The sequence below is a fragment of the Winogradskya consettensis genome (assembly GCF_018332715.1).
GTDB classification, from domain to species: domain Bacteria; phylum Actinomycetota; class Actinomycetes; order Mycobacteriales; family Micromonosporaceae; genus Actinoplanes; species Actinoplanes consettensis.
Genome location: NZ_BOQP01000001.1, coordinates 162,237 through 188,701, shown reverse-complemented (window position 1 = coordinate 188,701; position 26,465 = coordinate 162,237). Strand labels below are relative to the sequence as shown.

Annotated in this window: 25 protein-coding genes; 6 read left to right on the top strand and 19 right to left on the bottom strand. The window is 70.6% G+C overall.

The genetic code is table 11. The annotated features are described in order from the left end of the window. Positions 1-55: 55 nt before the first annotated feature. From Aco04nite_RS00935 to pyrR, 6 genes are read right to left on the bottom strand one after another with little or no spacing between them, the layout of a single operon-like run. Entirely contained in the window at positions 56-1,060 is a 1,005-nt protein-coding gene (locus Aco04nite_RS00935) for a quinone-dependent dihydroorotate dehydrogenase (protein WP_212995284.1), read from the bottom strand. Next, a complete protein-coding gene (gene carB / locus Aco04nite_RS00930; RefSeq protein ID WP_212995283.1) occupies positions 1,057-4,365 on the bottom strand; it encodes a carbamoyl-phosphate synthase large subunit in 3,309 nt (1,102 codons plus the stop codon). The genes Aco04nite_RS00935 and carB overlap by 4 nt, the downstream gene beginning before the upstream one ends. After that, on the bottom strand, positions 4,365-5,477 hold the full coding sequence (carA, locus tag Aco04nite_RS00925) for a glutamine-hydrolyzing carbamoyl-phosphate synthase small subunit (protein ID WP_212995282.1): 1,113 nt from the start codon (positions 5,475-5,477) through the stop codon (positions 4,365-4,367). The genes carB and carA overlap by 1 nt, the downstream gene beginning before the upstream one ends. Beyond that, positions 5,474-6,739 (bottom strand): dihydroorotase, encoded by a 1,266-nt coding sequence (locus tag Aco04nite_RS00920; protein WP_212995281.1) that lies wholly within the window; start codon positions 6,737-6,739, stop codon positions 5,474-5,476. The genes carA and Aco04nite_RS00920 overlap by 4 nt, the downstream gene beginning before the upstream one ends. After that, positions 6,736-7,659 carry an aspartate carbamoyltransferase catalytic subunit gene (locus Aco04nite_RS00915; protein WP_203837929.1) on the bottom strand — a complete coding sequence of 308 codons (924 nt, stop codon included), beginning with the start codon at positions 7,657-7,659 and terminating at the stop codon, positions 6,736-6,738. Before Aco04nite_RS00915 ends, Aco04nite_RS00920 begins: the two co-directional genes overlap by 4 nt. After that, entirely contained in the window at positions 7,656-8,228 is a 573-nt protein-coding gene (gene pyrR / locus Aco04nite_RS00910; protein WP_203837928.1) for a bifunctional pyr operon transcriptional regulator/uracil phosphoribosyltransferase PyrR, read from the bottom strand. Before pyrR ends, Aco04nite_RS00915 begins: the two co-directional genes overlap by 4 nt. Positions 8,229-8,519: 291 nt before the next feature. Between pyrR and bldD the strand changes: the two genes are divergently transcribed. The 3 genes from bldD to Aco04nite_RS00895 all read left to right on the top strand — a co-directional run bounded on the left by bldD (position 8,520) and on the right by Aco04nite_RS00895 (position 10,338). After that, entirely contained in the window at positions 8,520-9,008 is a 489-nt protein-coding gene (bldD, locus tag Aco04nite_RS00905; protein WP_015624001.1) for a transcriptional regulator BldD, read from the top strand. Between the two features lie 134 nt (positions 9,009-9,142). Further along, positions 9,143-9,625 carry a hypothetical protein gene (locus Aco04nite_RS00900; RefSeq protein WP_212995280.1) on the top strand — a complete coding sequence of 161 codons (483 nt, stop codon included), beginning with the start codon at positions 9,143-9,145 and terminating at the stop codon, positions 9,623-9,625. A 26-nt stretch (positions 9,626-9,651) separates the two neighbouring features. Then, on the top strand, positions 9,652-10,338 hold the full coding sequence (locus Aco04nite_RS00895; RefSeq protein ID WP_244875647.1) for a Crp/Fnr family transcriptional regulator: 687 nt from the start codon (positions 9,652-9,654) through the stop codon (positions 10,336-10,338). Between the two features lie 125 nt (positions 10,339-10,463). Here Aco04nite_RS00895 and nusB read toward each other — a convergent pair whose 3' ends face one another. From nusB to aroB, 4 genes are all read right to left on the bottom strand, one after another. Beyond that, entirely contained in the window at positions 10,464-10,874 is a 411-nt protein-coding gene (gene nusB, locus Aco04nite_RS00890) for a transcription antitermination factor NusB (protein WP_212995278.1), read from the bottom strand. Positions 10,875-10,909: 35 nt separating this feature from the next. After that, positions 10,910-11,467, bottom strand: coding sequence for an elongation factor P (gene efp / locus Aco04nite_RS00885; protein ID WP_203837925.1), 558 nt, complete (start codon positions 11,465-11,467; stop codon positions 10,910-10,912). Positions 11,468-11,512: 45 nt separating this feature from the next. Continuing rightward, positions 11,513-11,974: a type II 3-dehydroquinate dehydratase gene (gene aroQ, locus Aco04nite_RS00880; protein ID WP_212995277.1), complete on the bottom strand. Its 462-nt coding sequence runs from the start codon at positions 11,972-11,974 to the stop codon at positions 11,513-11,515. 82 nt (positions 11,975-12,056) lie between these two features. Beyond that, positions 12,057-13,136, bottom strand: a complete 1,080-nt coding sequence (gene aroB / locus Aco04nite_RS00875) for a 3-dehydroquinate synthase (RefSeq protein WP_212995276.1) — start codon at positions 13,134-13,136, stop codon at positions 12,057-12,059. Between the two features lie 69 nt (positions 13,137-13,205). On the opposite strand from aroB, the gene Aco04nite_RS00870 reads away from it, so the two are divergent. After that, positions 13,206-13,871 carry a Clp protease N-terminal domain-containing protein gene (locus Aco04nite_RS00870; protein ID WP_212995275.1) on the top strand — a complete coding sequence of 222 codons (666 nt, stop codon included), beginning with the start codon at positions 13,206-13,208 and terminating at the stop codon, positions 13,869-13,871. Here Aco04nite_RS00870 and Aco04nite_RS00865 read toward each other — a convergent pair. Further along, complete coding sequence (locus Aco04nite_RS00865) at positions 13,864-14,370, bottom strand: shikimate kinase (RefSeq protein ID WP_212995274.1); 507 nt, start codon at positions 14,368-14,370, stop codon at positions 13,864-13,866. The two genes, Aco04nite_RS00870 and Aco04nite_RS00865, sit on opposite strands and share 8 nt — an antisense overlap. Further along, positions 14,370-15,548: a chorismate synthase gene (gene aroC / locus Aco04nite_RS00860; RefSeq protein ID WP_212995273.1), complete on the bottom strand. Its 1,179-nt coding sequence runs from the start codon at positions 15,546-15,548 to the stop codon at positions 14,370-14,372. The genes Aco04nite_RS00865 and aroC overlap by 1 nt, the downstream gene beginning before the upstream one ends. Positions 15,549-15,684: 136 nt before the next feature. On the opposite strand from aroC, the gene Aco04nite_RS00855 reads away from it, so the two are divergent. Next, positions 15,685-16,863 (top strand): multidrug effflux MFS transporter, encoded by a 1,179-nt coding sequence (locus Aco04nite_RS00855; protein WP_212995344.1) that lies wholly within the window; start codon positions 15,685-15,687, stop codon positions 16,861-16,863. Here Aco04nite_RS00855 and Aco04nite_RS00850 read toward each other — a convergent pair. The 7 genes from Aco04nite_RS00850 to Aco04nite_RS00820 all read right to left on the bottom strand — a co-directional run bounded on the left by Aco04nite_RS00850 (position 16,823) and on the right by Aco04nite_RS00820 (position 23,626). Next, positions 16,823-17,653, bottom strand: a complete 831-nt coding sequence (locus Aco04nite_RS00850) for a shikimate dehydrogenase (protein WP_212995272.1) — start codon at positions 17,651-17,653, stop codon at positions 16,823-16,825. The two genes, Aco04nite_RS00855 and Aco04nite_RS00850, sit on opposite strands and share 41 nt — an antisense overlap. 117 nt (positions 17,654-17,770) lie before the next feature. Then, the gene (gene mltG, locus Aco04nite_RS00845) at positions 17,771-18,958 is read right to left on the bottom strand and encodes an endolytic transglycosylase MltG (RefSeq protein WP_203837918.1); all 1,188 of its coding nucleotides are present in this window, start codon (positions 18,956-18,958) and stop codon (positions 17,771-17,773) included. Next, on the bottom strand, positions 18,955-19,416 hold the full coding sequence (gene ruvX, locus Aco04nite_RS00840) for a Holliday junction resolvase RuvX (RefSeq protein WP_212995271.1): 462 nt from the start codon (positions 19,414-19,416) through the stop codon (positions 18,955-18,957). Before ruvX ends, mltG begins: the two co-directional genes overlap by 4 nt. Before the next feature lie 17 nt (positions 19,417-19,433). Continuing rightward, positions 19,434-22,118, bottom strand: a complete 2,685-nt coding sequence (gene alaS / locus Aco04nite_RS00835) for an alanine--tRNA ligase (RefSeq protein ID WP_212995270.1) — start codon at positions 22,116-22,118, stop codon at positions 19,434-19,436. Continuing rightward, a complete protein-coding gene (locus Aco04nite_RS00830) occupies positions 22,118-22,420 on the bottom strand; it encodes a hypothetical protein (RefSeq protein ID WP_212995269.1) in 303 nt (100 codons plus the stop codon). Before Aco04nite_RS00830 ends, alaS begins: the two co-directional genes overlap by 1 nt. A gap of 10 nt (positions 22,421-22,430) precedes the next feature. Beyond that, the gene (locus tag Aco04nite_RS00825; RefSeq protein ID WP_203837914.1) at positions 22,431-22,892 is read right to left on the bottom strand and encodes a DUF948 domain-containing protein; all 462 of its coding nucleotides are present in this window, start codon (positions 22,890-22,892) and stop codon (positions 22,431-22,433) included. A gap of 77 nt (positions 22,893-22,969) precedes the next feature. Then, entirely contained in the window at positions 22,970-23,626 is a 657-nt protein-coding gene (locus Aco04nite_RS00820) for a hypothetical protein (RefSeq protein WP_244875645.1), read from the bottom strand. Positions 23,627-24,409: 783 nt separating this feature from the next. Here Aco04nite_RS00820 and Aco04nite_RS00815 point away from each other — a divergent pair. Then, entirely contained in the window at positions 24,410-25,828 is a 1,419-nt protein-coding gene (locus tag Aco04nite_RS00815; RefSeq protein ID WP_212995268.1) for a hypothetical protein, read from the top strand. Positions 25,829-26,465 lie beyond the last annotated feature (637 nt).

Sequence of the window (26,465 nt, the reverse complement as noted above, 5' to 3'; positions counted from 1 at the left end):
GCATTCCCCAGGGCTGGCCCAGGGCAGAAAAAAGCCCGGCCGGAGCCGGGCTTTCTCAGGTCCGCGTCAGAGCGGCCGCTCTGACGAGCCCCGGACCTCGGTAGATGAACCCGGTGTAGAGCTGGACCAGTGCCGCACCCGCGTCGAACATGCGGGCCGCGTCGTCGGGCCCGGCTATCCCGCCGACGCCGATGATCGGCAGCTTCCCGCCGGTCTCCTGATGGACGAAGTGCACGATCTTGCGCGCCCGCTCGGTCAGCGGCCGCCCGGAGAGGCCACCCGCCTCCCCCGCCCGCGGCTGGTCGGCCGCGGCGAGCCCGTCACGGCTGAGCGTGGTGTTGGTGGCGATGACCCCGGCCGCGCCGTACGCCAGGCAGACCTCGAGCAGCTCCGCGACGGCCGGCTCGGTCAGGTCCGGAGCGATCTTCACCAGCACCGGGACCTTGCCGACCAGCGCGCCGAGCAACGAGGCGAGCGCCGACTTGTCCTGCAGCGTCCGCAGGCCGGGGGTGTTCGGCGACGACACGTTGACCGCGATGTAGTCGGCGTACGCGTGCAGCAGCTCGTACGAGTCCAGATAGTCCTGCACCGCCTCCTCGAGCGGCGTGACCTTCGACTTGCCCAGCGAGATGCCGAGCGGCACGCCGATGGGACCCAGCGCGGACAGCCGGGCTGCCAGTGCGGCGGCCCCCTCGTTGTTGAAGCCCATCCGGTTGATCACGGCCTCGGAGTCCCGCAGCCGGAACAGCCGGGGGCGGTCGTTGCCGGGCTGCGGCTTCGCGGTGACCGTGCCGACCTCGACGAAGCCGAAGCCGAGCGCGGGCCACGACGGCAGCGCGACGCCGTTCTTGTCCATCCCGGCGGCCAGCCCCACGGCGTTCGGGAAGCGCACCCCGAAGACCTCGGTGGGGGCGCTCACCGCGTAGCGCCGGCGCAGGACCGCGCGCACGGCCGGGCTCAGGCCCGCGAGGCGTTTGAGCGTGAACTCGTGGGCCTGCTCGGCGTCGCCGCCGCCCACCCGGAACAGGACCGGGCGGACGGCGGTCTCGAAGAACGTCACTCGCTCTCCCGCAAGGAGGCGTGCAGCTCCTGCAGGGGGCGTACGGACATGTCGCCGCGCATCAGGGCCTCGATGCCCATCACGGCCGCCGCGACACCGGGAACCGTCGTGATGCTCGGGATGTCATGGGTGACGGCTGCGCTGCGGATCTCGTACCCATCGGATCGGGCACTTGCTCCTGAGCCCTGCGGGGTGTTGATGATCAGAGCGATCTCACCCGACTGGATCAGCGACACGGCGTTCTGACCCGGGCTTTCGAAGTGCTTGGGCACGACCTCGCACGCGATGCCGTGCCGGCGCAGCACCTCACCGGTGCCGGCCGTCGTGACGATCGTGAAGCCCAGGTCGGCCAGGCGCTTGATCGGGAAGATCATCGAGCGCTTGTCCCGGTTGGCGACGGAGACGAAGACCTTGCCGCTGGTCGGCAGCGAGCCGTACGCCGCCGCCTGCGACTTCGCGAACGCCGGACCGAAATCGGGGTCGATGCCCATGACCTCACCGGTCGACTTCATCTCCGGGCCGAGCAGGCTGTCGACACCCTTACCGGCGGGGGTACGGAACCGCTTGAACGGCAGCACCGCCTCCTTCACCGCGATCGGCGCGTTCGGCGGGGTCTCACCGCCGTCGCGCGTACGCATCAGCATGCCCTCCTCGCGCAGCTCCTTGATCGTGGCGCCGAGCATGATCCGCGCCGCCGCTTTGGCCAGCGGCACCGCCGTCGCCTTGGAGACGAACGGGACCGTACGCGAGGCGCGCGGGTTCGCCTCGAGCACGTACAGCACGTCGTTGCGCAGCGCGTACTGGACGTTGAGCAGCCCCCGCACGCCGACACCGCGGGCGATCGCCTCGGTGTAACGGCGTACCTCGGCGAGATGCGAACCGGCCAGGGTGACCGGCGGCAGCGAGCAGGACGAGTCGCCGGAGTGGATGCCGGCCTCCTCGATGTGCTCCATCACGCCGCCGATGTAGACCTCGCCGGTCGCGTCGCAGAGCGCGTCCACGTCGATCTCGATGGCGTCGTCGAGGAAGCTGTCGACCAGCACCGGGTGGTCCAGGGAGATCTCCGTGGACCGGCTGATGTAGTCGGCGAGCGTCGGCTCGTCGTAGACGATCTCCATGCCGCGGCCACCCAGGACGTACGACGGCCGGACCAGCACCGGGTAACCGATCTCGTCGGCGATCGCCTTCGCCTCGTCGAACGAGGTGGCCGTGCCATGGTCGGGCGAGCGCAGCCCGGCCTTGGCGAGCACCGCGCCGAACAGCCCGCGGTGCTCGGCGAGGTCGATCGAGTCGGGCGACGTACCCACGATCGGCACGCCGGCCTTCTTGAGCCGCTGCGCGAGCCCGAGCGGGGTCTGCCCGCCGAGCTGCACGATCACGCCGACCACGCCGGGGCCGCCGGCCGCCTTGCCGGAGGAGTCCTCGGAGTGGAAGACCTCGAGCACGTCCTCGAACGTGAGCGGCTCGAAGTAGAGTCGGTCCGCGGTGTCGTAGTCGGTCGAGACCGTCTCCGGGTTGCAGTTGACCATGACGGTCTCGTACTCGCCCTTGAGCGCCATGACGGCGTGCACGCAGGAGTAGTCGAACTCGATGCCCTGCCCGATCCGGTTCGGCCCCGAGCCCAGGATGATCACCTTGGGCCGGTCCGACGGCGCGACCTCGGTCTCCTCGTCGTACGTGGAGTAGTGGTACGGGGTGTCCGCCTCGAACTCGGCGGCGCAGGTGTCGACCGTCTTGTAGACCGGGCGTACGCCCATCCGGTGGCGCAGCGTGCGGACGCCGTCCTCACCGGCCAGCTCGGGACGCAGCGCGGCGAGCTGCCGGTCGGAGAGTCCCTGGCGCTTGGCCCGGCGCAGCAACGCCTCGTCCAGCACCGGCGCGTCCAGGATCTCGGCGCGCAGGTCGACCAGGGCCTGGATCTCGTCGAGGAACCAGGGGTCGATGCGCCCGCTGGCCTCGTGCACCTGCTCGACGGTCGCGCCGAGGCGCAGCGCCGCCTCGACCGTGTAGAGCCGGCCGTCGTGCGGGATCCGCAGTGCTTCGAGGGCCTCGTCGCGGTCCTCGAACGTCGGCGCGGTCCAGAACCCGGCGGCCTTGGTCTCCATCGAGCGCATCGCCTTGTTGAGCGCCTCGGCGAAGTTGCGGCCCATGCTCATCGCCTCGCCGACCGACTTCATCGTCGTGGTGAGCTCCGGGTCGGCGCCGGGGAACTTCTCGAACGCGAACCGGGGGATCTTCACGACCACGTAGTCCAGCGCCGGCTCGAACGCCGCCGGGGTCTTGAGCGTGATGTCGTTCGGGATCTCGTCGAGCGTGTAGCCGATGGCCAGCTTCGCGGCGATCTTCGCGATCGGGAAGCCGGTCGCCTTGGAGGCCAGCGCGCTGGAGCGCGAGACGCGCGGGTTCATCTCGATGACGACCAGGCGGCCGTTGTCCGGGTTGACCGCGAACTGGATGTTGCAGCCGCCGGTGTCGACGCCGACCTCGCGCAGCACCGCGATACCCAGGTCACGCATGTTCTGGTACTCGCGGTCGGTGAGCGTCATGGCCGGGGCGACCGTGACGCTGTCGCCGGTGTGCACGCCCATCGGGTCGATGTTCTCGATCGAGCAGACCACCACGACGTTGTCGTTCTTGTCGCGCATCAGCTCGAGCTCGTACTCCTTCCAGCCGAGCACGCTCTCCTCGATGAGCACCTCGTGCACCGGGGACGCCGACAGGCCCGCACCGGCGATGCGCTCGAGGTCCTCGTCGGTGTGTGCCATGCCGGAGCCCAGGCCACCCATGGTGAACGAGGGCCGGATCACGACCGGGAGACCGAGGTCCGCCACGGTCGCCTTGACCTCGTCCATCGAGTGGCAGACCCGGCTGCGCGGGGTGTCGCCGCCGGCCTTGGCGACGATGTCCTTGAACAGCTGACGGTCCTCGCCGCGGTTGATCGCCTCGATGTCGGCGCCGATCAGCTCCACGCCGTACTTGTCGAGAATGCCCGCGTGATGCAGGGCGATCGCCGCGTTGAGAGCGGTCTGACCACCCAGCGTGGGCAGGATCGCGTCGGGGCGTTCCCGGGCGATGACCAGCTCGAGGAACTCCGTGGTGATCGGCTCGACGTAGGTCGCGTCGGCGAACTCCGGATCCGTCATGATCGTGGCGGGGTTCGAGTTGACCAGGGAGACGCGCAGCCCCTCGGCGCGCAGCACCCGGCAGGCCTGGGTGCCGGAGTAGTCGAACTCGCAGGCCTGCCCGATCACGATCGGCCCGGAGCCGATCACCATGACGTGCTGCAGATCTGTGCGCTTCGGCATCAGCGGGCCTCGACCTTCTCGACAAGCTCCACGAAACGGTCGAACAGGTAGTCCGCGTCGTGCGGGCCCGCTGCTGCTTCGGGGTGGTACTGAACGGTGAACGCGGGAACTTCCAGTGCCCGCAGGCCCTCGACCACGTTGTCGTTGAGGCACACGTGGGAGACCTCGACGCCGCCGAAGTCCGTGTCGATCACGGTGTTGAGCGGTGCGTCGACCGCGAAGCCGTGATTGTGGCTGGTCACCTCGACCTTGCCGGTGGTCTTGTCGAACACCGGCTGGTTGATGCCGCGGTGGCCGTACCCGAGCTTGTAGGTGCCGAAGCCCAGCGCGCGGCCGAGGATCTGGCTTCCGAAGCAGATGCCGAACAGCGGCACCCGCCGGTTCATGACCTCACGGGCCAGCGCGACCGGGCCGTCCGCGGTCGCCGGGTCGCCGGGACCGGGCGAGAGGAAGACCGCGTCGGGGCTGACCGCGAGCAGCTCCTCGATCGACGTCGACGCCGGGAAGACGTGCGTGGTGACACCGCGCTCGGCGAGGCGGCGCGACACGTTGCGCTTGATGCCCAGGTCGAGGGCGGCGACCGTGTAGCGGTGCTCCCCGACCGCGTCGACGGTGTATCGCGCGTCCGTGGTGACCTGCGCGGACAGGTCCGCACCCGTCATCTCCGGCTGGCTGAGGACCCGGGCCCGCAGCGCCGCCGGGTCGAGCTCCACGGTGGAGATGCCGACCCGCATCGCGCCGCGTGAGCGCAGGTGGCGGGTCAGGGCGCGGGTGTCGATGCCGGAGATGCCGACGACGCCCTCGGCGGCCAGTCGCTCACCGAGGTCGCCGGTCGAGCGCCAGTTGGAGGGGCGGCGGGCGGGGTCGCGGACCACGTAGCCGGCGACCCACATCTTCGCGGACTCGTCGTCATCGCCGTTGACCCCGGTGTTACCGATCTGCGGCGCGGTCTGGACCACGACCTGCCGGTGGTACGACGGGTCGGTCAGCGTCTCCTGATAGCCGGTCATGCCGGTGGTGAAGACCGCCTCACCGAACGTCTCCCCCTCCGCGCCGTAGGAGGTTCCGTGGAACGTGCGCCCGTCCTCGAGCACGAGAATTGCTGGTTTCACTTGACGGCCTTCCCATCCAGGACTGTCGGCTCTCCCCGGAGGAAGGTCGCGACGATGCGACCCGGCAGGGTGGTGCCCGCGTACGGTGTGTTGCGGCTGCGGCTGGCCAGCTCGGCGGGGTCCACGACCCGGCGCGCGGCCGGATCCACCAGCGTGAGGTTGGCAGGCGAGCCGGGGCTGAGGTCGGTGCCGTGCCCGGTCAGGCCCGCGATCCGGGCCGGAGCCCGCGACATCCGTTCGGCGATCAGTTCCCACTGCTCACCGAGGACGCTGAGCACGACGGGCAGGGCGGTTTCGAGACCGACCATCCCCGGGCGGGCGTACGCCCATTCGCACTCCTTGTCCTCCACGGCGTGCGGCGCGTGGTCGGTGGCGACGATGTCGATCACGCCCTCGATCAGCGCCTGACGCAGCGCCTCGACGTCCTTGCCCGTACGCAGCGGAGGGTTGACCTTGTAGACCGGGTCGTAGCTGGCCGCGAGTTCGTCGGTGAGCAGCAGGTGGTGCGGGGTGACCTCGGCGGTGACGCGTACGCCCCGGGCCTTGGCCTGGCGCAGCACCTCGACGGAGCCGGCGGTGGAGACGTGGCAGACGTGCAGGCGGCTGCCCACGTGCTCGGCGAGCAGCACGTCGCGGGCGATGATCGCTTCCTCGGCGACCGCGGGCCAGCCGGTCAGGCCGAGCCGCGTGGACACCTCACCCTCGTGCATCTGCGCGCCCTCGGTGAGCCGGGGCTCCTCGGCGTGCTGGGCGATGATGCCGTCGAACGCCTTCACGTACTCCAGGGCGCGGCGCATCAGCCGGGGGTCGGCGACGCAGTGACCGTCGTCGGAGAAGATCCGCACGTTCGCGGCCGAGGTCGCCATCGCGCCGAGCTCGGCCATCTGCTTGCCGGCGAGCCCGACGGTGACCGCGCCGATCGGCTGCACGTCGACCAGCCCGGCCTCGCGACCCAGCCGCCAGACCTGCTCGACCACACCCGCGGTGTCCGCCACCGGCGAGGTGTTCGCCATCGCGAAGACCGCGGTGTATCCGCCGAGCGCCGCGGCCCGCGAACCGGTCTCGACCGTCTCGGCGTCCTCGCGGCCGGGTTCGCGCAGGTGGGTGTGCAGATCGACCAGGCCCGGCAGCGCGACCAGGCCCGTGGCGTCGATCGTCTCGTCGGCCTTGCCGCCGCCGGACGCGATCACCCCGTCCTTGATCAGCAGATCGGTCGGTGAGCCGCCGAGGACGGAGACCCCTTTGAGTAAGTACGAGGTCATGCCTTGCCTCCGAGCAGAAGGTAGAGAACCGCCATCCGGGCGCTGACGCCGTTGGCAACCTGTTCAACGATGGTGGAGCGCGAGGAGTCCGCGACCTCCGGGGCGATCTCCATGCCGCGGTTCATCGGACCGGGGTGCATGACGATCGCGTGTTCCGGCAGCTTGCGCATGCGCGGGGCGTCGAGCCCGTAGCGGCGGCTGTACTCGCGTGCCGAGGGGAAGTAGGAGTCCTGCATCCGCTCCGTCTGCACCCGCAGCATCATCACGACATCGGAATCCGCGAGGACGCTGTCCAGGTCGTAGGTGACCTTGATGCCCGGCGCCAGCGCGGCGGCGACGTCGAGCGGGATCAGCGTCGGTGGCCCGACCACGGTGACGTGCGCGCCGAGCGTGGTGAGCAGCAGGACGTTCGACCGGGCGACCCGGCTGTGCAGGACGTCACCGACGATAGCGACCTTGAGGCCTTCGATCTTTCCGAGCCTGGACCGCATCGTGTACGCGTCGAGCAGCGCCTGCGTCGGGTGCTCGTGCGTGCCGTCGCCGGCGTTGATGACCGAACCGTCCACCCACGAGGCGAGCCGGTGCGGCGCGCCCGAGGCGGGGTGCCGGATGACGACCGCGTCCGCGCCCATGGCCTGCAGGGTGAGCGCGGTGTCCTTGAGGCTCTCACCCTTCGAGACGCTGGAGCCCTTCGCGGAAAAATTGATGACGTCGGCCGAGAGCCGTTTGGCGGCGGCCTCAAAACTGATCCGGGTACGCGTGGAGTCCTCGTAGAAGAGGTTGACCACCGTCCGCCCGCGCAGGGTCGGCAGCTTCTTGACCTCACGCCCCGCGAGGGCGGCCATCTCACCCGCCGTGTCCAGGATGAGCGTGGCGGTCGCCGCGTCGAGGTCCGCGGCCGATTTCAGATGCTTGATCATGCGGCGTCTCCGTACAGCTTGACCTCGTCGACGCCGTCGTCGGTCTCGGCGAGCGACACCCGCACCTTCTCGCTGAGCGCGGTGGGGATGTTCTTGCCCACGTAGTCGGCCCGAATGGGCAGTTCGCGGTGGCCGCGGTCGACCAGAACGGCCAGCTGCACAGAACTCGGCCGGCCCACATCACTGAGGGCATCAAGGGCGGCCCGCACCGTACGCCCGGAGAACAGCACGTCGTCGACGAGGATCACCCGCCGCCCGTCAAGCCCGTCACCAGGGATTTCTGTCCTGCCGAGGGCCCGGGTCGCGTGCAGCCGCAGGTCGTCGCGGTAGAGGGTGATGTCGAGTGCGCCGACCGGGATGTCGATGCCCTCGAAGGCGTGGATCCGGGCGGCCAGACGGTGGGCGAGCGGAACGCCGCGGGTCGGAATTCCCAGGAGGACCGTGCCGGTGGCGCCGGAGGTCTTCTCGAGGATCTGATGTGCGATCCGGTCGACGACCCTGTGCAGGTCGGACCCCGAAAGAATGACCTTGCCGGGAACTGTTTCGGTGTCTGCGCGTGGTGGTGCCACGGCGGACCTCCTTCCCCGCCTCACGGGACGGGTCGTTAAAGAAGGGTTGAACCAGGCCCCCGATCATGGGGAGCCCGATGGCTGACGCTACGTTACCAGCGAGTGCGGCGATGACCATGGTGACGTGGCCTACCCACGGGACCAGACGGACGAATGCGGGCAATCTACCCCCTGGCTCAGCGACTCATAGGCAACCGACACTTGACCAGGCGTCGCAAACTCCGTACCGTCACGCAGCGTAGCGATCCGGAGGAAGAACCCTCCGGGCCAGCACAGTACTGGAGTGTCCGAATGCCGTCTGAGTACGCCAAATCGCTTGGCGCCCGCCTGCGCTCCATCCGTCAGCAGCAGGGCCTGTCCCTGCAGGGCGTGGAGGAGAAGTCCAACGGCCGCTGGAAGGCCGTCGTGGTGGGCTCGTACGAGCGTGGCGACCGTGCCGTCACCGTCTCCCGCCTGGCCGAGCTGGCCGACTTCTACCGGGTGCCCGTCTCCGAGCTGCTGCCCGACGGCAGTGGCGTCCGGCTCGAGGCCACCAACAAGATCGTGCTCGACCTGGAGAAGCTGTACGACGCGGCCGGCGAGGACCTCGCCTACGTCGCGCGTTACGCCCGGGCCATCCAGCAGCAGCGCGGTGACTACAACGGACGCGTGCTCTCCATCCGCGCCGACGACCTGCGCGCGCTCGCGATCGTCTACGACATCTCGCCGTCGGGCCTGATCGAGCGTCTCACCGAGCAGGGCGTGCTGGTCGCCGACCCGCGCGCGTTCTTCGCGAGCTGAACCCAGCTGAACACGCACCATCTGAGTCCGCGTCGCCCCGGCGACGCGGACTTTTTGGTGCCCGTGATCCGGAGCACCCGCGCAGCCGATATTTCGAGGTATTGCGGGGACCGGCCCCCGCCGACACTGAATCCATGGCGACCATCGCACGCGACGACCAGCAGCCCGCCGACCCCCTGCTCGCCCTGCACACCGCCGAGTTCGTCCAGCGCACCATCCGGCACGCCGACACCAAGATCGCGGCTCTCTCCAGTGTGGTCCTCGGCGGCGCCGCCCTGCTCGCCGGCCGGGTCACCGACCTCGCCACCCTGGCCGGGGCCGACCTGTGGGCGCGGTACGCGGGGGGCATCCTCGCCGCGGTCGCCCTCGCCGGACTCGCCGGCGCCGCCTGGTTCCTGGCCGACGCGCTGCGCCCCCGGCTCGACACGGCCGGCGGCACGGGCCGGCTCGGGCCGGCGGACGGGGACTTCCGGGAACTCGTCGAGGTGCTGTCGCGGATCGCGATCGCCAAGCACCAGCGCGTACGCCGAAGCCTGAACTGCCTGATCGTCGCAGCCGCCGCCATGATCGCAGGGGAGCTGCTGATCGCCGTTCCCGCTCTGCTCGCACACGCCTGATGATGGGCGGGGTGATACTGGGAGACGTGGCGCAAACACTGCCCCCGTTCCCACCGACCACATTGCTCGGCCGGCTCGACCCGGCCACCCGTGACCGGATCCTCGCGCTCGGGGTGCGGCGCACCGTCGCGGCAGGCACACCGCTGCTGACCGAGGATGCGACCGAGACCCACGTGATCGTGCTCCGGCACGCGCTCACCAAGGTCTCGGCGCGGATGGCCGACGGCCGGCAGGCCCTGCTGGACATCCGGGTCTCCGGTGACCTGATCGGCGAGACGGCCGCGCTGAACGGCACCCCGCGCATGGCGACCGTGACGGCCTGCACGACATCGAGCTTCAACGTCATCCATCTCCACGAGTTCCGGCCGTTCCTGCGCGACAACCCGGAGGCGGCGCTGGCCGTGGCGGGCACCGTCGCCGACCGGTTGCGCCGGTCCAACCGGACCCGCGTCGACTTCGCGTCCTACCCGGTCAAGGTGCGGCTCGCCCGGGTGCTGTCGGAGATCGCCGAGATGCACGGACTGCCTGTTCCGGCAGGGATCCAGCTGGGCGTGCATCTGACCCAGACGGAGCTCGCCGGGTTGTGCAGCGCTGCCGAGGTTTCCCTGCAGAAGGCGATGCGTGAATTACGCGCGGCCGGGCTGGTCGACACCGGTTACCGTCGCGTGATCGTGCTCCAACCGGCCGCGCTGCGCGAGCTGGCCGATCTTTGAGAACCGGCCGGGCCGCGAGCTGGCCGATCTTTGAGAACCGGCCGGGCCGCGAGCTGGCCGATCTGTAAAAACCGACGGAGGTCCGGGCGCTGGGTCAGCAGAAGCGACCCGGCCCGGACCGGCCGTCAGCGGGTGGCGAACTCGGCGATGCGCCCGAGGATGCCGTTGAGGAAGCGGGGACTGTCGTCCGTGGACATCTGCTTGGCGAGTTCGACCGCCTCGGAGATGGCCACCGGGTCGTCGATCTCCCCGACGTAGAGCAGCTCGAAGACCGCGATACGGGCCAGGTTGCGGTCGACCACGGGCATGCGGTCGATCGTCCAGCCCTCGGCGTAGCTGGAGATCAGCTCGTCGATCCGGTCCAGGTGTTTCGCCACGCCCTCGACCAGGCTGACCGTGTAGTCGAGGTGATCGGGGCGTGGCTTCTCGATCCGGTCCAGGTAGGTGACGAGCACCTGGGCCGGCGGGAGGTCCCGGAGGTCGGCCTCGTAGAGGACGTCCAGGGCCCGCTTGCGCGCCTTGCGGCGCGCAGGCATCTGCGTCTTGGGACCTTCAGCCATTTACCAGGGCCTCAGCTACGGCCGAGGTAACGGCCGTCGCGGGTGTCGACCTTGATCTTCTCACCGGTGGTGATGAAGAGCGGGACCTGCACGGTCGCGCCGGTCTCGACCGTCGCCGGCTTGGTGCCACCGGTCGAGCGGTCGCCCTGCAGGCCGGGCTCGGTGTAGGTGACCTCGAGGAAGACGCTGGTCGCGAGCTCGATGTAGAGCGGGACGCCCTCGTGGGTCGCCACCGTCGCCTCGGCCTCCGGCAGCAGGTAGTTGGCGTTCTCGCCGACCGTGCCGCCGGGCACCGTGATCTGGTCGAAGGTGTCCAGGTCCATGAAGACGAAGTCCTCACCGTCCTGGTAGAGGTACTGCATCGTCCGCTTGTCGACCGTGGCCGTCTCGACCTTGGTGCCGGCGTTGAAGGTCTTGTCCACGACCTTGCCGGAGAGGACGTTCTTCAGCGTGGTGCGCACGAACGCGCCGCCCTTGCCCGGCTTGACGTGCTGGAACTCAACCACGGCCCAGAGGTCGCCGTCGAGGTTGAGAACCAGGCCGTTCTTCAGGTCGTTGGTGGAAGCCATGTCCTGCCTTGGGAAGAGGGAAAACGTAGAGGTGACCGGCCGAGTTTACCGGCGCGACCCGTCACCAGGCGAATCGGGGCGCGGGCGTCCCGCGACATGTGCCAGCGCGAGGCGGTATCCGTCGACGCCGAGACCCGCGATGACCCCGGTCGCGACCGCGGAGATCACCGAGTGGTGCCGGAACTCCTCGCGGGTATGAATGTTGGAGATGTGCACCTCGACCAGGGCGTCGCGCAGCATCGCACACGCGTCACGGACGGCGTAGGAGTAGTGCGACCAGGCACCCGGGTTGAGCACGACCGCGGCCTGCTCGTCGGCGGCGGCGTGCAGCCACGCCAGCATCTCGTGCTCCGCGTCGGTCTGCCGGACCACGACGTCGAGGCCGAGATCCTTGCCCGCCGCCTCGCAGAGCGCCACCAGGTCGGCATAGGTGGTGTGGCCGTAGACCTCCGGCTGCCGCGTCCCGAGCCGCCCGAGATTGGGCCCGTTCAGCACATAAACCCTCACGCTGTCCCCTTTGGCATGCCTTCGTGGCCCGCACTCTCGGGGCCGTCCGCAAGCGGACGCGGGCGCGGTTCGGTGCAGTCAGTCATGCCGCCGCGACCGCCAGGTAGGCCTGGGCCAGCATGCCTTCGTCCGAGATCGAGAGGATGCCGGGCTTGGCGAGGCCGTCGAGGACGACGAAGCGCAGGGTGTCGGCGCGGGCCTTCTTGTCGATGCGCATGGCCGGGAGCAGCTCGTCCCAGGCGTCGGCGCGGTAGGTCGTCGGCAGGCCCAGCAGCTGCAGCACGGCGCTGTGCCGGGCGGCGGTGGCGGCGTCGAGGCTGCCGGAGATGCGGCCCAGCTCCGCGGCGTACACCAGGCCGACTGAGACCGCGTGGCCGTGGCGCCACCGGAAGCGCTCGTTCTTCTCGATCGCGTGGCCCAGGGTGTGGCCGTAGTTGAGGAACTCGCGGGGGCCGGACTCGCGCAGGTCGGCGCTGACCACCTCGGTCTTGACCCGGATGGCCCGCTCGACCAGCTCGCGCAGCACCGGTGCGGCCGGGTCGGCCGACGCAGCCGGGTCGCCCTCGACCAGGTCGAGGATCACCGGGTCGGCGATGAAGCCGCACTTGACCACCTCGGCCAGGCCGGCGAGCAGGTCGTCGGCGGGCAGGGTGGCCAGCAGATCGAGGTCGCAGAGCACCCCGGCCGGGGGATGGAACGCGCCGACCAGGTTCTTGCCGGCGGCGATGTTGACGCCGGTCTTGCCGCCGACGGCCGCGTCGACCATGCCGAGCAGCGAGGACGAGACCGGCACCCAGCGCACGCCGCGCAGCCAGCTCGCGGCGACGAACCCGGCCAGGTCGGTGACCGCTCCCCCACCGACGCCGATCACGACGTCGGTACGGGTGAACCCGGCGGCGCCCAGCTCGTCCCAGCAGCGGGCGGCGACCTCGACGCTCTTGCCGGCCTCGGCGTCGGGCACCTCGATCGGCAGCGGGCGCAGACCGGCGGCGGCCAGCACGTCGGCGACCTGCCCGGCATGCTGTTTCAGCGGCGCCGCATAGAGCACGGCGGCACGGGCGGCGCCCTCGACCAGCGTGGGCAGGGTGTCGAACAGGCCCCGGCCGACGAGCACGTCGTAGGGCCGGTCCCCGGTCACGGAAATACGCGTCACGTCGTCCATCAGGTCAGATGTTAGCGCCAAAGCATGGGGTTATAGACAGATAACCCCATGAGGGGTTACACATGGAGCATGCCAAAAATCAACGTGTACCTGCCTGATGACCTGGCCGACGCCGTACGCGAAGCCGGCCTTCCCGTGTCCGCAATCTGTCAACGCGCTCTGGAGCAGGCGGTCGGCCGCGTCTCCGCCATCCGCCGGATCGTCCTCGACGTCCGCGAGCCCGTCGACCTGGCCGCCCAGCTGCCGAACTTCACCCCACGGGCCGTCGCCACCCTGACCCTGGCCATCGACCGGGCCCGCACCGCCGGAGCGGCCACCGTCACCACCGCCGACCTGCTGCACGGCATCCTGGCCGAGGGCACCAACCTCGCCGTGCAGGTCCTCACCGCGATGGAGATCGACCCCACCGCGATCGTCGTGCCGTCGGGAGCCGAGGACGGGCGCCCGGCCGCCAACGCCCTCGAGCTGACCGTCACCGAGGCGACCACGATGGGTCACAACTATGTGGGCTGCGAGCACCTGCTGATCGCACTGGCCGCCGAGCCGGACGGCCTGGCCGGACAGGTGCTGCGCGACGCGGGCGCGGACGCCCGCAGCACCCGGCGGGCAGTGAGTGCTGCCGTCGCCGGTTACGCCCACCTGCGCGCGACCACCAAAGAACCCGCGAACCTGCTCCAGGTCGCACTCGCGCCGATCGTCCAGCGCATCGAAGCACTGGAGGCGAGGATCAGCTGACTTTCAGCAGGCCGGCAAGCTCCGCGGCGATCTCGGACGGCGGGCGCGAATCGGTGCTCACCGTGTGGGTCGCCACCGAGGCGTAGAGCGGGCGGCGCTGCTCCATCAGGTACTTCAGCGTCGCCCGCGGGTTCACGCTCAGCAGCGGACGACCCGCACCGAGCCCGACCCGCTTGACCGCGTCGGGCAGCTCCACCGACAGGAACACCACCGTGTGCGGTCGCAGGGCGTCACGCGTGCCCGGATCGAGAATGGCCCCGCCACCCAGCGCGAGCACCCCCTCGAACGAGTCGAGAGCACCGGCGATCTCCTCCCGCTCCAGCTGGCGGAACGTCTCCTCGCCCTCGTCGAAGAAGATCTCCGGGATCGGCTTGCCGGCCCGCTGCTCGATCAGGTGGTCGGTGTCGACGAACTCGACGCCGAGCAGCGCCGCGATGGCCTGCCCGACCGTGGTCTTGCCGGCGCCGGGCGGGCCCACCACCACCGCTACGGGCGCCATCAGCGGATCAGCAGACTGTCGAGGTAGCTCGCGACGTTACGGCGAATCTCGGCGACCGAGTCGCCGCCGAACTTCTCCGTCGCGGCCTCCGCCAGCACCAGCGCCACCATCGCCTCGGCGACCACGCCACCGGCGGCCACGGCCGTGATGTCGGAGCGCTGGTTGATCGCGGTGGTCGCCTCGCCGGTGACGACGTCGACCGTCTGCAACGCCCGGTTCAGCGATGAGATGGGCTTGAGTGCGGCGCGTACCCGCAGGTTCTCACCGTTGGTGATGCCACCCTCCAGGCCGCCCGCACGGTCCGTGATGCGGCGCACGCCGTCGGGGGTGTTGATGATCTCGTCGTGCGCCACGGAACCCCGCGACCGGGCCTGGGTGAAACCGTCGCCGATCTCCACACCCTTGACCGACTGGATGGACATCAACGCGGTGGCCAGCCGGGCGTCCAGCTTGCGGTCCCACTGCACATGCGATCCCAGACCGGGGGGTACGCCGTACGCCAGCACCTCGACGATGCCGCCCAGCGTGTCCGCGTCCTTCTTCGCCGCGTCGACCTCGGCCACCATCCGCGCACTCGCCTCGGGGTCGAGACAGCGCAGCGGGTCGGCGTCGATGCGCTCGGCGTCGTCGGGCGTGGGGATCAGCCCGGCCTTGGCCACGACCGAACCCAGCTCGATCACGTGGGAGACGACGTCGATGCCCAGCGCCTGCTTGACCAGCGCCTTCGCCACCACGCCGACGGCGACCCGGGCGGCGGTCTCCCGGGCGCTGGCGCGCTCGAGGATCGGCCGGGCGTCGGTGTGCCCGTACTTCTGCATGCCCGCCAGGTCGGCGTGCCCGGGGCGGGGACGGGTCAGCGGGGCGTTGCGCGACTGCGACGCGAGCTCTTCCTCGTCGACCGGGTCGGCGGCCATCACGGTGCGCCACTTGGGCCACTCCGAGTTGCCGATGCGGATCGCCACGGGGCTGCCCAGCGTGAGCCCGTGCCGGACGCCACCGATGATCTCGATCTCGTCCTGCTCGAACTTCATCCGCGCACCCCGGCCGTAGCCGAGCCGGCGGCGCGCGAGGTCGCGTGCGATGTCCTCGCTCGTCACCCGCACTCCGGCGGGCACGCCCTCCATCAGGGCGACAAGCGCCGGTCCATGGGATTCACCTGCGGTAAGCCAGCGCAACACAGGTCACAGTCTGGCACGCCTCCGTCGCGGTCCGCCGTCCGCCCACTGCCGTCCCGCCCTGCGGACCACCGGCCTCCATGATCACCGGTAGGGTCCGGCGGTGTCCGATCGGCAAGCACCACCCCGCCCCGCCCTGATGGTGGTCATGCTCGGCCTCGTCACCGCGATCGGGCCGCTGTCGCTCGACATGTATCTGCCCGCGTTCCCCACGATCGCCCGTGACCTGGGTGTCGGCGACGCGCAGGTGCAGCTGTCGCTCACGACCTGCCTGGCCGGGCTGGCGATCGGGCAACTCGTCTGCGGGCCGCTCAGTGACAGGTGGGGACGGCGGCGGCCGCTGCTGATCGCCGTGGCCGCGTACGCCATCCTGTCCTTGATCTGCGCCCTGACCCCGACCGCTCCGCTGCTGGCAGCGGCCCGCCTGGCCCAGGGTTTCGCCGGCGGCGCCGGGGTCGTCGTCGCCCGCGCGATCGTGCGTGACCTCTACTCGGGGGTCGCCGCGGCGAAGTTCTTCTCCCGGCTGTCGCTGGTCTTCGGGCTGGCCCCGATCGCGGCTCCGCTGCTGGGGAGCGCGGTCCTCACGGTCACCACCTGGCACGGCATCTTCGTCGCGCTCGCCGTCCTCGCCTGCGGCCTGTTCGCACTGCTCGCGGCCGGGATGCCGGAGACCCTGCCGGTGCCGCGCCGCAGCCCGGGCGGGCTCGGCGACACCCTGCGCACGGCCCGGGTGCTGTTCACCGATCGGGTCTTCGCCGGCTACGCCCTCGCCCAGTCGTTCGGGTTCGCCGCCTTGTTCAGTTATCTGTCGGGATCGTCGTTCGTCCTGCAGAACGGCTACGGCCTCTCCCCGACCGTGTTCAGCCTGCTGTTCGGGCTCAACGCGTGCGCACTGATCGTCACGGCTCAGGCCAACGCGCGCCTGCTCGACCGGTTCACGCCGCGGGTGCTGCTGATCGCAACCCTGACCGCCCAGGCCGTCGCGGGCGCCGTCGTGCTGGCCGGCGCCCTCGCGGGTCTGCTGGCCGGGCTGCTCGCCGGACTGTTCGTGCTGGTCGCCACGATCGGCATGATCACGCCCAACTCGACGGCGCTGGCCCTGGACCGGCATCCCTCGCGGGCGGGAACCGCGGCCGCGCTGCTCGGGGGCATCCAGTCGGTGATCGCGGCGGCGGCCACCCCGCTGACCGGGCTCGGCGACCCCGGCACCGGGGTGCCGATGGGCGCGGCCATCCTGGGCTTTGCCGCGATCGCGCTGGTCGCGGCGCTGAGTCTCGCTAACGAACGCTGGCCGCGGCCGTCAAAGCCTCGCGCATAGCCCGCTCCGGGGCGGGCCGCACCCCGGTGAACTGCTCGAACTGCCCGAGGGCCTGGGCGAGCAACAGATCAAGCCCCGACACCACACGTACGCCGTGAGCGCGGGCCGCCGCCGCCAGCGGGGTCGGCCACGGGTCGTAGATCGCGTCGAACAGCACCGCCCGCGGCCGCCACGTGACCCGGGTGACCAGGGTGTCCGCCGCACCCTTGGGGACCGTCGAGATGACCGCGTCGGCGTCGAAGGCACCGGGTGCGTCGGCCCAGGAGCTGCCCAGAAGCTTCAGGCCGAGGGTTTCCGCCGCAGGCATCAGCTCGTCGCGGGCCTCGGCACGACGGGTGACCAGCGTGACCTCGTCGGCGCCGAACTCCGCGGCCGCGGCCAGGGCGGCCCGCGCGGTGCCGCCACCGCCCAGCACGGTCACCCGGGGATTGTTCTTCAGGCCGGCGTCGCGCAGGACGCGGACCATGCCCGCGACGTCGGTGTTGTCGGCGTACCAGGTGCCGTCGTCACGGCGTACCAGAGTATTGGCGGCACCCGACGCGATCGCGACCGGCGACGCTTCCTGGGCCAGCGCGAGGGCTGCCTCTTTGAGCGGCATGGTCAGCGAGAGCCCGGCCCACTCGGGGCCCAGCCCCGCGACCAGGTCGGGAAGCTCGGCCTCGGCGCACTCGATGGTCGTGTAGGACCAGTTGAGCAGGCCCGCGGCGGCGAACCCGGCGGCATGGATCACCGGTGACAGCGAGTGGCCGATGGGCTTGCCGCAGACGGCGGCCCGGCGATTGACGGTCATCGGTTGCGCGCTTTCGGTCGGGAGGCTTGGCGGCTTCAGCGTACGGGCAGCGGCGCAGCGGTTTCCCCGCCGCGCCGCTTTGTCCCTGTCTGTCCTTGACCGGCGCTCATCGTTCGCTCAGCAGAGCGGAATGCCGTTCCTGCAGGCCTTCTGGATGTTGGCCTCGTGCTCCGCGTTGGTGGTCGCGAACGCCGAGTTGCCGGCCTTGTCGACCGCCACGAAGAACAGCCACGGCCCGCTCGCCGGTTTCGCGGCACCCGCCAGCGCGCCCTCGCTCGGGTTGTTGATCGGGCCGAGCGGGAGCCCGACCTTCAACTCCGTGGTGTACGGGTTCTTCGGATCCTCGAGCTCGGCCTTGGTCATCTTGCCGGAGTGCTTACCGGACTTGTCGTTCAGGTTGAGCCAGTAGTTCGTCGTCACGTCGAACTGCAACGGCATCTTCGGGTCCTTGTACGCCCGGTTGTAGGCGACCCGGGCCACCTTCGGCCAGTCCTTCGCGACACCCGCCTCGGCCTGCGACAACGACGCCACGATCAGCGCCTCGTACGGCGAGACGGACAGCCCCTGCTCGGCGGACTTCACAAAATCCATGTCACCGGTCACGGTGAGGAACTTCTGCACCATCACCGCCAGCATCTCCGCGGCGGTCGCCTTGGGCTTGAACTCGTAGGTGTCCGGATAGAGGAAGCCCTCGATCGTGCCGGAGGCCTTCTTGCCGTCGGTGCGGTTGAACCAGAAATCCGGGACGCCGAGCGCCTTCGGATCCTTCCCCGCGTCCTCGAAGTCCTTCAACGGCAGGCCGGTCTTCTGCGCGAGCAGCTTGTAGACATCCCTGGCCGTGGTGCCCGGGGTGATGGTGATCCCCGTCTTCACCCGGCTCTTCGGGTCGAGAAGCATCGTCACGGCGTCCTTGGCCGCCATCTGCTTCTTCAGGTTGTAGGTGCCCGCCTGGATGTTCTTGCCCAGCGGGTTCGCCTCAGCAGCCTCGGTGAACGCGGCTGTGCTCTTCACCACGTCGGAGTCGACGAGGGTGTTGCCGATCGCGGTGAGCGACCCCTCCTCGATGACGACCTGCACCGCGTCGGTGCCGGCGCCGTCGTAGTCGGCGGCCGTGAAGAAGCCCTTGACCTTCTCGTAGCCGAGGTAACCCCCGACGCCGAGCACGCCCAGCAGGACAAACACCATCAGGAACGCGATGGCGGTCTTGCCCTTGCCGCCGCCCTTCGCCCCCTTGGCGCCACGCCGATGGCGAGGTTTACTGCGATCGGCCTCTTCGTCGAACGCCAGGTCCAGCTCGTCGATCATCTCGTCTGCCTCCGCTGTGCGTCCAGCCAGCTCTGCAGGATCTCCACCGCGGCCGCCTGGTCGACGACCGCCCGTTGCCGTTTGCCCCGTACGCCGCGCTCGGCAAGCCTACGGGTCGCGACGACGGTCGACATCCGCTCGTCCGCCAGCACGATCGGGACCTGCCCGACCGCATGTTCCAGCCGCCCAGCGTACGCACGAATGTCTATGGCGGCATCCCCCTCGCGCCCGTTGAGGCGCACGGGGAGGCCAACGACGATCTGCACCACCTCGTGCTCCCCCACGAGGCGAACGAGCTCAGCTATGTCGCGGGGGACGACGTCGGGCGCCGCCCCCATGTCACGGGCGACCGTGACCAGGGGGGTGGCCAGGATCCCGTCGGGGTCGCTGATGGCGACCCCGACGCGCACCTTACCGACATCGACAGCCAGCCGCCTACCCCGCGACCATGCGCTCATCGGTTTGCCCGCCCTTCTCAGGCGGCCTCACCGACCGCCTTCTCCACCGCCGCCAGCAGCGCCGGAACCTGATCGGCGGGGACACCGCCGCCCTGCGCGAGATCGGCGTTGCCGCCGCCACGGCCGGACAACGCGCCCTTGACCAGGTCGGCCGCGGACAGGCCACGGCCCTTGGCGACCGCGTTGACCGCGACGATCAGCGACGCCTTGCCGTTGGCCCGGGCCGCTACCACGACCACCGCCGGACGGGCCGAGTCGATCTTGGCCCGGATCTCCTGCGCAAGGGTACGCACATCGTTGGTCGCGGCGCCCTCGGGCGCCTCGGTCCCGACAAAAGCGACGCCGCGCAGATCCTGGGCCTGCGCCGCGAGCGCACCCGCACCGCCCAGAACCATCTGCGCCCGCATCTTCTCGAGCTCCTTCTCCGCGTCGCGCAGCGCCGTCACGGTCTGCTCGACCCGGTCGGCGACCTGGTCGCCGGGGACCCGGAACAGCTCCGCGAGCCGTGTGACCAGCAGATGCTCCTTGGCGAGGAAGCCGAACGCGTCGATACCCACGAGCGCCTCGACGCGGCGCACACCGGCACCGATCGACGACTCGTTGAGGATCTTCACGAGGCCCAGCTGGCCGGAGCGGGCCACGTGCGTGCCACCACAAAGTTCACGCGCGTAGTCGCCGACTTCAACCACTCGGACCTCGTCGCCGTACTTCTCCCCGAACAGCGCCATCGCACCGAGCCGGCGCGCCTCGTCCTGGGAGGTGATGAACGCGTGGACCTCGAGGTCACGCAGCAGCACCTCGTTGACCTGCTGCTCGACGTCGTGCAGCACGCTCGCCGACACCGCGCCCGGGGTGTTGAAGTCGAACCGCAGCCGGCCCGGCGCGTTCAGCGAACCCGCCTGGGTCGCCGACTCGCCGAGGAACGCCCGCATCGTCTGGTGGATCAGGTGGGTCGCCGTGTGGGACCGCGAGATCGCCTTGCGCCGGGTCACGTCGATCTCCGCGAAGCCGGCCTCGCCCGCGCGCACCTCGCCACGCAGCACCCGCGCCTTGTGGATGATCAGGCCCGGGATCGGCTGCTGCACGTCGACGACCTCGACCTGCCCGCCGCCCACGTTGATCACGCCGGTGTCGGCCTGCTGGCCACCGCCCTCGGCGTAGAACGGGGTCGTGTCGAGCACCAGCTCGACGTACTCACCCTCGCCCGCGACCTCGACCGACGAGCCACCCGAGCCGAGCAGCGCCCGCACCCGCGACTCCCGGGTGACCTCCTGGTAACCCGTGAACTCGATCGGGCCGCCCGCGTCCAGCACCGTGCGGTAGGCGCTCAGGTCGGCGTGCCCGGTCTTGCGCGCCGCGGCGTCGGCCTTCGCGCGGTTCCGCTGGTCGGCCATCAGCCGGCGGAAGCCCTCCTGGTCGACCTCCAGGCCCTTCTCGGCCGCGATCTCCAGGGTCAGGTCGATCGGGAAGCCGTACGTGTCGTGCAGCTGGAACGCCTGCGCGCCCCCGAGCTTGCTGCCGCCGGACTTCTTCGCGTCGGTGATCGCCGTGTCGAGGATCGTCTCGCCCGCACGCAGCGTGGAGAGGAACGTCTCCTCCTCGGCGTACGCGTACTTGGAGATCCGCTCGAAGTCCGTGGCGAGCTCGGGGTAGGACGGCGACATGCAGTCCCGCGCCACCGGAAGCAGCTCGGGCAGCGCCGGCGCCTCCCAGCCCAGCAGGCGCATCGACCGGATCGCCCGGCGCATGATGCGGCGCAGCACGTAACCGCGTCCCTCGTTGCTGGGGGTCACGCCGTCACCGATGAGCATCAGCGCCGTACGCACGTGGTCCGCGATGACCCGCAGCCGCACGTCGTCCGGGTGCGACTTGCCGGCCTCGTGGCCCGAGTGCGCGCCGTACGTCTTGCCGGTCAGCTCCGCCGCGCGCGCCAGGATCGGCTTGACCTCGTCGATCTCGTACAGGTTGTCGACGCCCTGCAGGATCGACGCGACCCGCTCGAGGCCCATGCCCGTGTCGATGTTCTTCTTGGGCAGATCCTCGACGATCGTGAAGACTTCCTTGCTCTTCACGTCGGTGATCTCGTACTGCATGAAGACGAGGTTCCAGTACTCCATGTAGCGGTCCTCGTCGACCTCCGGACCGCCCTCCGCGCCGTACTCCGGGCCGCGGTCGTAGAAGAGCTCCGAGCAGGTGCCACCCGGGCCGGCGATGCCCATGTGCCACCAGTTGTCCTTCTTGCCCCGGCGCACGATCCGCTCGGCGGGCACGCCGATGGCCTGCCACATCCCGAACGCCTCGTCGTCGTCGAGGTAGACGGTCGGCCAGATGCGCTCCGGGTCCAGCCCGAAGCCACCCTTCTCGATCGGGTTGGTCGACAGCTCCCAGGCGAGCCGGATGGCCTCTTCCTTGAAGTAGTCACCGAACGAGAAGTTGCCGTTCATCTGGAAGAACGTGCCGTGCCGCGAGGTCTTGCCGACCTCGTCGATGTCCGGCGTGCGGATGCACTTCTGCACGCTGACCGCGCGCGAGAAGGCCGGGGTCCGCTGACCCAGGAAATACGGGACGAACTGGACCATGCCGGCATTGATGAACAGCAGGTTCGGGTCGTCGATAGCGGGCAGCGGGGCGCTCGGCACGACCGTGTGCCCGTTGGCCTCGAAATGCGCCAGAAAGCGCCGCTTGATCTCCGCCGTCTTCATCAGTGACCCTCCTGGGCGTGCCGCCCGCGTGTGCCGTCCTGCGTGTCGTCACGCACGTCGGCGAACTTGTCCTCGTACAGCTCGCCCGCGGCGAAGGCCTCGTGGATCTCCTGCTCCCGCTCGGCCATCCCCTCACGGACGTCATCCACGAAGCTACGCAGCGACTCGACGAGTCCGCCAGCGGATTCCGACAGCGACGAGGCGATGCCGGACGGCGTGAACTCGTTGGCCTTACGGGTGAGCTTGCGCACGACGATGGCGCCGACGGCCAGGCCCACGCCCAGCCAGAGCAACCGCTTCATAGGGGTCTTCTCACTTTCCTGCGGCGCGGGCGGCCTTGCGGCGCTGCTTGAGGGTGGCGCGCACGTCGCGCTCGTCCTCGGCGTTACGGCGAGCGGCCGCTGCCTTACGCAGCCCGTACCCGAACGAAGCGACCTTGACCAGCGGGTTCGCGGCAGCGGCCGACACCACGGTGGTCAGGTTCGCCACGTTGGCCGTCACGTTCTGCGCGTGCTCGGTCATGGTGTCGATCTTCGCAAGCTGCACGTTCAGACCGTCCAAAGAGACCTGCGTCTGCCCGAGCACCACATTCACGTTCTGCACGGTCTCGGTGACGCCACCGAGCAGCGGCCCTGTGCGGTCATTCAGGTCGTTGATGGCCTGAGTCGCGGCGTCCACCGTGTGCCGCAACTTCAGGATCGGCACTGCGAGCACGACAACGAGCATCAGGAACGCGCCCGCCGCGATCAGTCCTGCGATTTCTCCGGCGCCCATTACACGCGTCTCCTCTACCTACGATCCCTGAGCCTTGACAACGTGCAGAACCCTACCGTCCGTGACCGGAGTCCGCGTCACGACGCCGAGGGTGTCGGCTCCAGCAGCGGGTCGTTGGTCAGGACCGGGTCCGGCGTCTCCCCCACCAGCGAGGGGTTCTCGGCGGGCTCGGCCTTGCCCCGGGGGTCCGTGACGGCGTTCTGCACCTTGATGCTGACCGTCGACCCCGTGCACTTGGACGGGTCGACGGTCTCGACCACCCCATCGGGTCCCAGCGACGGCACCGCATCAGGGTCCTGAGCAGCCACGGCATCCACCGCGCATTCAGGAATCCGAACCCACAGGTCCAGAGTGAACTCGTCCCGCTGCCAGCAGGTGTACTTGCCCTCGGTCGTCGCCGGCTGATCGGTGCACTTCCCGTCGAGCGGCTTCCACCCGGCGGAACTGAGCGCCGACGCGTACGCCGTCGCGGTCTCCCCGAAAGCCTTCTCCGACTGAACCGTCCGCTCCCGGAACCGGCAATCGATGAAACACCACCGGCTGCCCGCACTGACATCCTCGGACTGCCGATCCGCCCACCCCGGCACGTTCAACGAGTCCAGCGACGTGAAAACGGGATCCTTCATCGCCGACCGCACCCCGAAGAACAGCGGCAACAACCCCAGCACCAGCACACTCAGCACGCTCAGGGTCAGCACCCGGAGCCGCCGCTTGGCCCGCATCTGCCTGCGCAACTCCGACCGGGCACCCTTCAACCCACCAACAGCGACCGAATCGTCACTCCCGGCAGCTGCAGCCCGCAGAGCCGGCAGATTCTCCCCGTCCCCCCCAGCCTTGGGTACGCCCACCCGAGCCGCCGCCGCAGCCCGAGCCACCGGACTGGGCCGCCCGAACCCCGAATCCCCAGCCCCGATATCCGGCCGAACCTCAGCCCGCCCAGCTCCCTCGACGCCGCTCAGATCCTCAGGCCGCCCGGCCCCTTCCACACCACCCGAAATCTCGGCGCGGCCCGGAACCTCAGCCCGCCCAGGCACCTCAGCCCGCCCAGGCACCGCGGCCCGGCCCGGAACCTCGGCGCGCCCCGGGACCGCAGCCCGGCCGGGCACTTCCGCTCTGCCCGGCACTTCCGCTCTGCCCGGCACTTCCGCTCTGCCCGGGACCTCAGCCCGGCCTGGCACCTCAGCCCGGCCCGGAACCTCAGCTCTGCCGGGAACCTCAGCGCGACCGGGCACCTCGGCCCGGCCCGGCACTGCGGCTCGGCCCGGGACCTCTGCCCGGCCCGGGACCTCTGCCCGACCTGGGATCTCGGCGCGGCCCGGAACCTCGGCGCGGCCAGGAACGTCTGCTCGACCCGGCGCTTCGTCGCGGCCCGGGACATCGATGCGGCCCGGCACTTCTGCACGGCCGGGAACCTCGGCGCGGCCCGGGACTACGGCAGCTCCGCCGCGAGCTACTTCTGCGGTCCCGCGGCCCGGCGGCACATCACCCGTCCCACGCCCCGCGGCCTCCGTCGCGCCATGACCAGGCACGCCCTGACCTGCCTGCACATCACCCAGACTGCGGGCGGCATGCACCGACGCGGCACCCCGCCCCGCCTGAACGGCGGCGGCAGCCCGCCCGGCCTGCACCGGCGCCCCCGGCCCCTGCGGACCGGCCCCTTGCTGACCCGGTCCCACCTGACCTGGGCCCACCTGGCCCGTTCCCACTACCTGGCCCGTGCCCACTACCTGACCCGTGCCTACTACCTGACCTGGGCCCGCCAGACCGGGCCCCCGCTGGCCCGAGACACGCTGGCCCGGACCCTGCAGACCCGGACCCTGCTGACCCTGAACCTGCTGACCCTGACCGCGTTGGCCCGTTCCCTGCTGACCGGGGCCCTGCTGACCGGGGCCCTGCTGACCGGGGCCGCGTTGGCCTGTTCCCTGCTCGTTCGGGTCGGCGGCGGCCTCACCAGGCGCACCCCGCGGGGGTACCGGCCGAACCACGGCGCGTCCGGGCGGTCCCTGTTCCGGCTGCCCCGGGCGAGGAACGCGCCCCGAACCGCGAATCGGACCCGCGGGCGCCCGGCCGACCTTCGGAATCTGCCCGGTATTGCTGATCACGCCGGACGAGGTACCGGCCATGGCCCCGGCACGCCCGGGAACGGCAGGAGTGCGAACGCCCTCACGCCCCGGCACCACCGGCGGCACCACCGCCGCCGAGGCTCGCACCGGCGGAGCACCGGGTCCACCGGGTCCACCGGCCGGAATCGGACCGGTGTGCTGCACCTCGCCGGAGCCCTCGCCCCCGTCGGACCGCCCGTGCCGTCCGCCCGGCTCAGCCGGCTGCTGCCCATCGGGCCGCGCCCGGCCGCCGGTCGTCGCGGCATTCCGCGACCCGAAGGAACTCCCGTCCGCCGCCGGCACAGCCGAAACCGGCCGGCTCGACCCACTCGTCGGCCGAGCCGCCCCACCACCAGCAGCACCCCGCCGCCCAGCACCCATGTCTTCAGGCGCAGCCCGCCGCCCTGCCTGCCCATCCTCCGGCGCAGCCCGCCGCCCTGCCAGACCCTCTTGCGGCACGGCACGACGGCCGGACGGGCCGTCCTCCGGCGCTGCACGACGGCCCGTCGGGGCGTCATCAGAAGCCGCACGACGGCCGGCGGGGGCGTCATCGGGGGCAGCGCGACGGCCGCGACCGGTGAATCCCTCGTCCTGGCCCGCGCGAGCGGTGAAATCCTCGTCGGGAGCCGCTGCGTGGCCGCTGCGACGCGTTGCGGGTCCGTCGACCAGGGCGTGGCTGCCGGTGGGCGAATACACGGGGAAGGCCCCGGTGCCCGACGCGTCACGGCGGCCGAGGCGTCCCGGCGGGCCCTGCTCGGGGTCCTGGTGACGCGCGGAACGACCCGGCGCACCCTCGTCGGGACCTTGATGGCGGCTCGCCCGGCCGGAAGGTGAAACCGGGCGTCCCGGCAAAGACTCGTCCGGGCCGGCCCCGTGCCGGCCCGCGGCGCGCGCGTTCTCGGGCGACGTGTGCCGCACACCGGGAACCTCCGGCGCGTTACCCGAAGCGGGCACACCAGAAGCCGGGCCGACCGCCGGGTACGCCCCGGAGCGGTAGCCCACCGCGGGGTACCCGCCGGACGGACCACCCACCGTGGGAAACGCACCGGACTGGCTCTGACCGGCGGGCCCACCGAATTCTCCCGGGTCGAGCTGACGACGTCCCTGGCCCGGAACCTCAGGCTCCGGGGCAGCCCGCCGACCGACGGACTGGTCCCCCGCAGGCCGTTCGCGGGCTCCACGCCGGCCCTGCAGAGCTCCGCCGGTCTCCTGCTGCCCAGGACCTGCCACCGGCGGCCCCCCAGGCAAACCACCGGGCGCCACACCACGCGGAACCCCGGCCACACCCGGCACCGCAACGCTCGCAGCACCACGCGGTCCGCCACCACCCGCACCACGGGGGTCCGGCCCACCGGGCACCTGCCCACCACGCGGGTCAGGGCCTCCGGGCATCTGGCCACCACGCGGGTCCGGCCCACCGGGCACCTGCCCACCACGCGGGTCAGGGCCTCCGGGCATCTGGCCACCACGC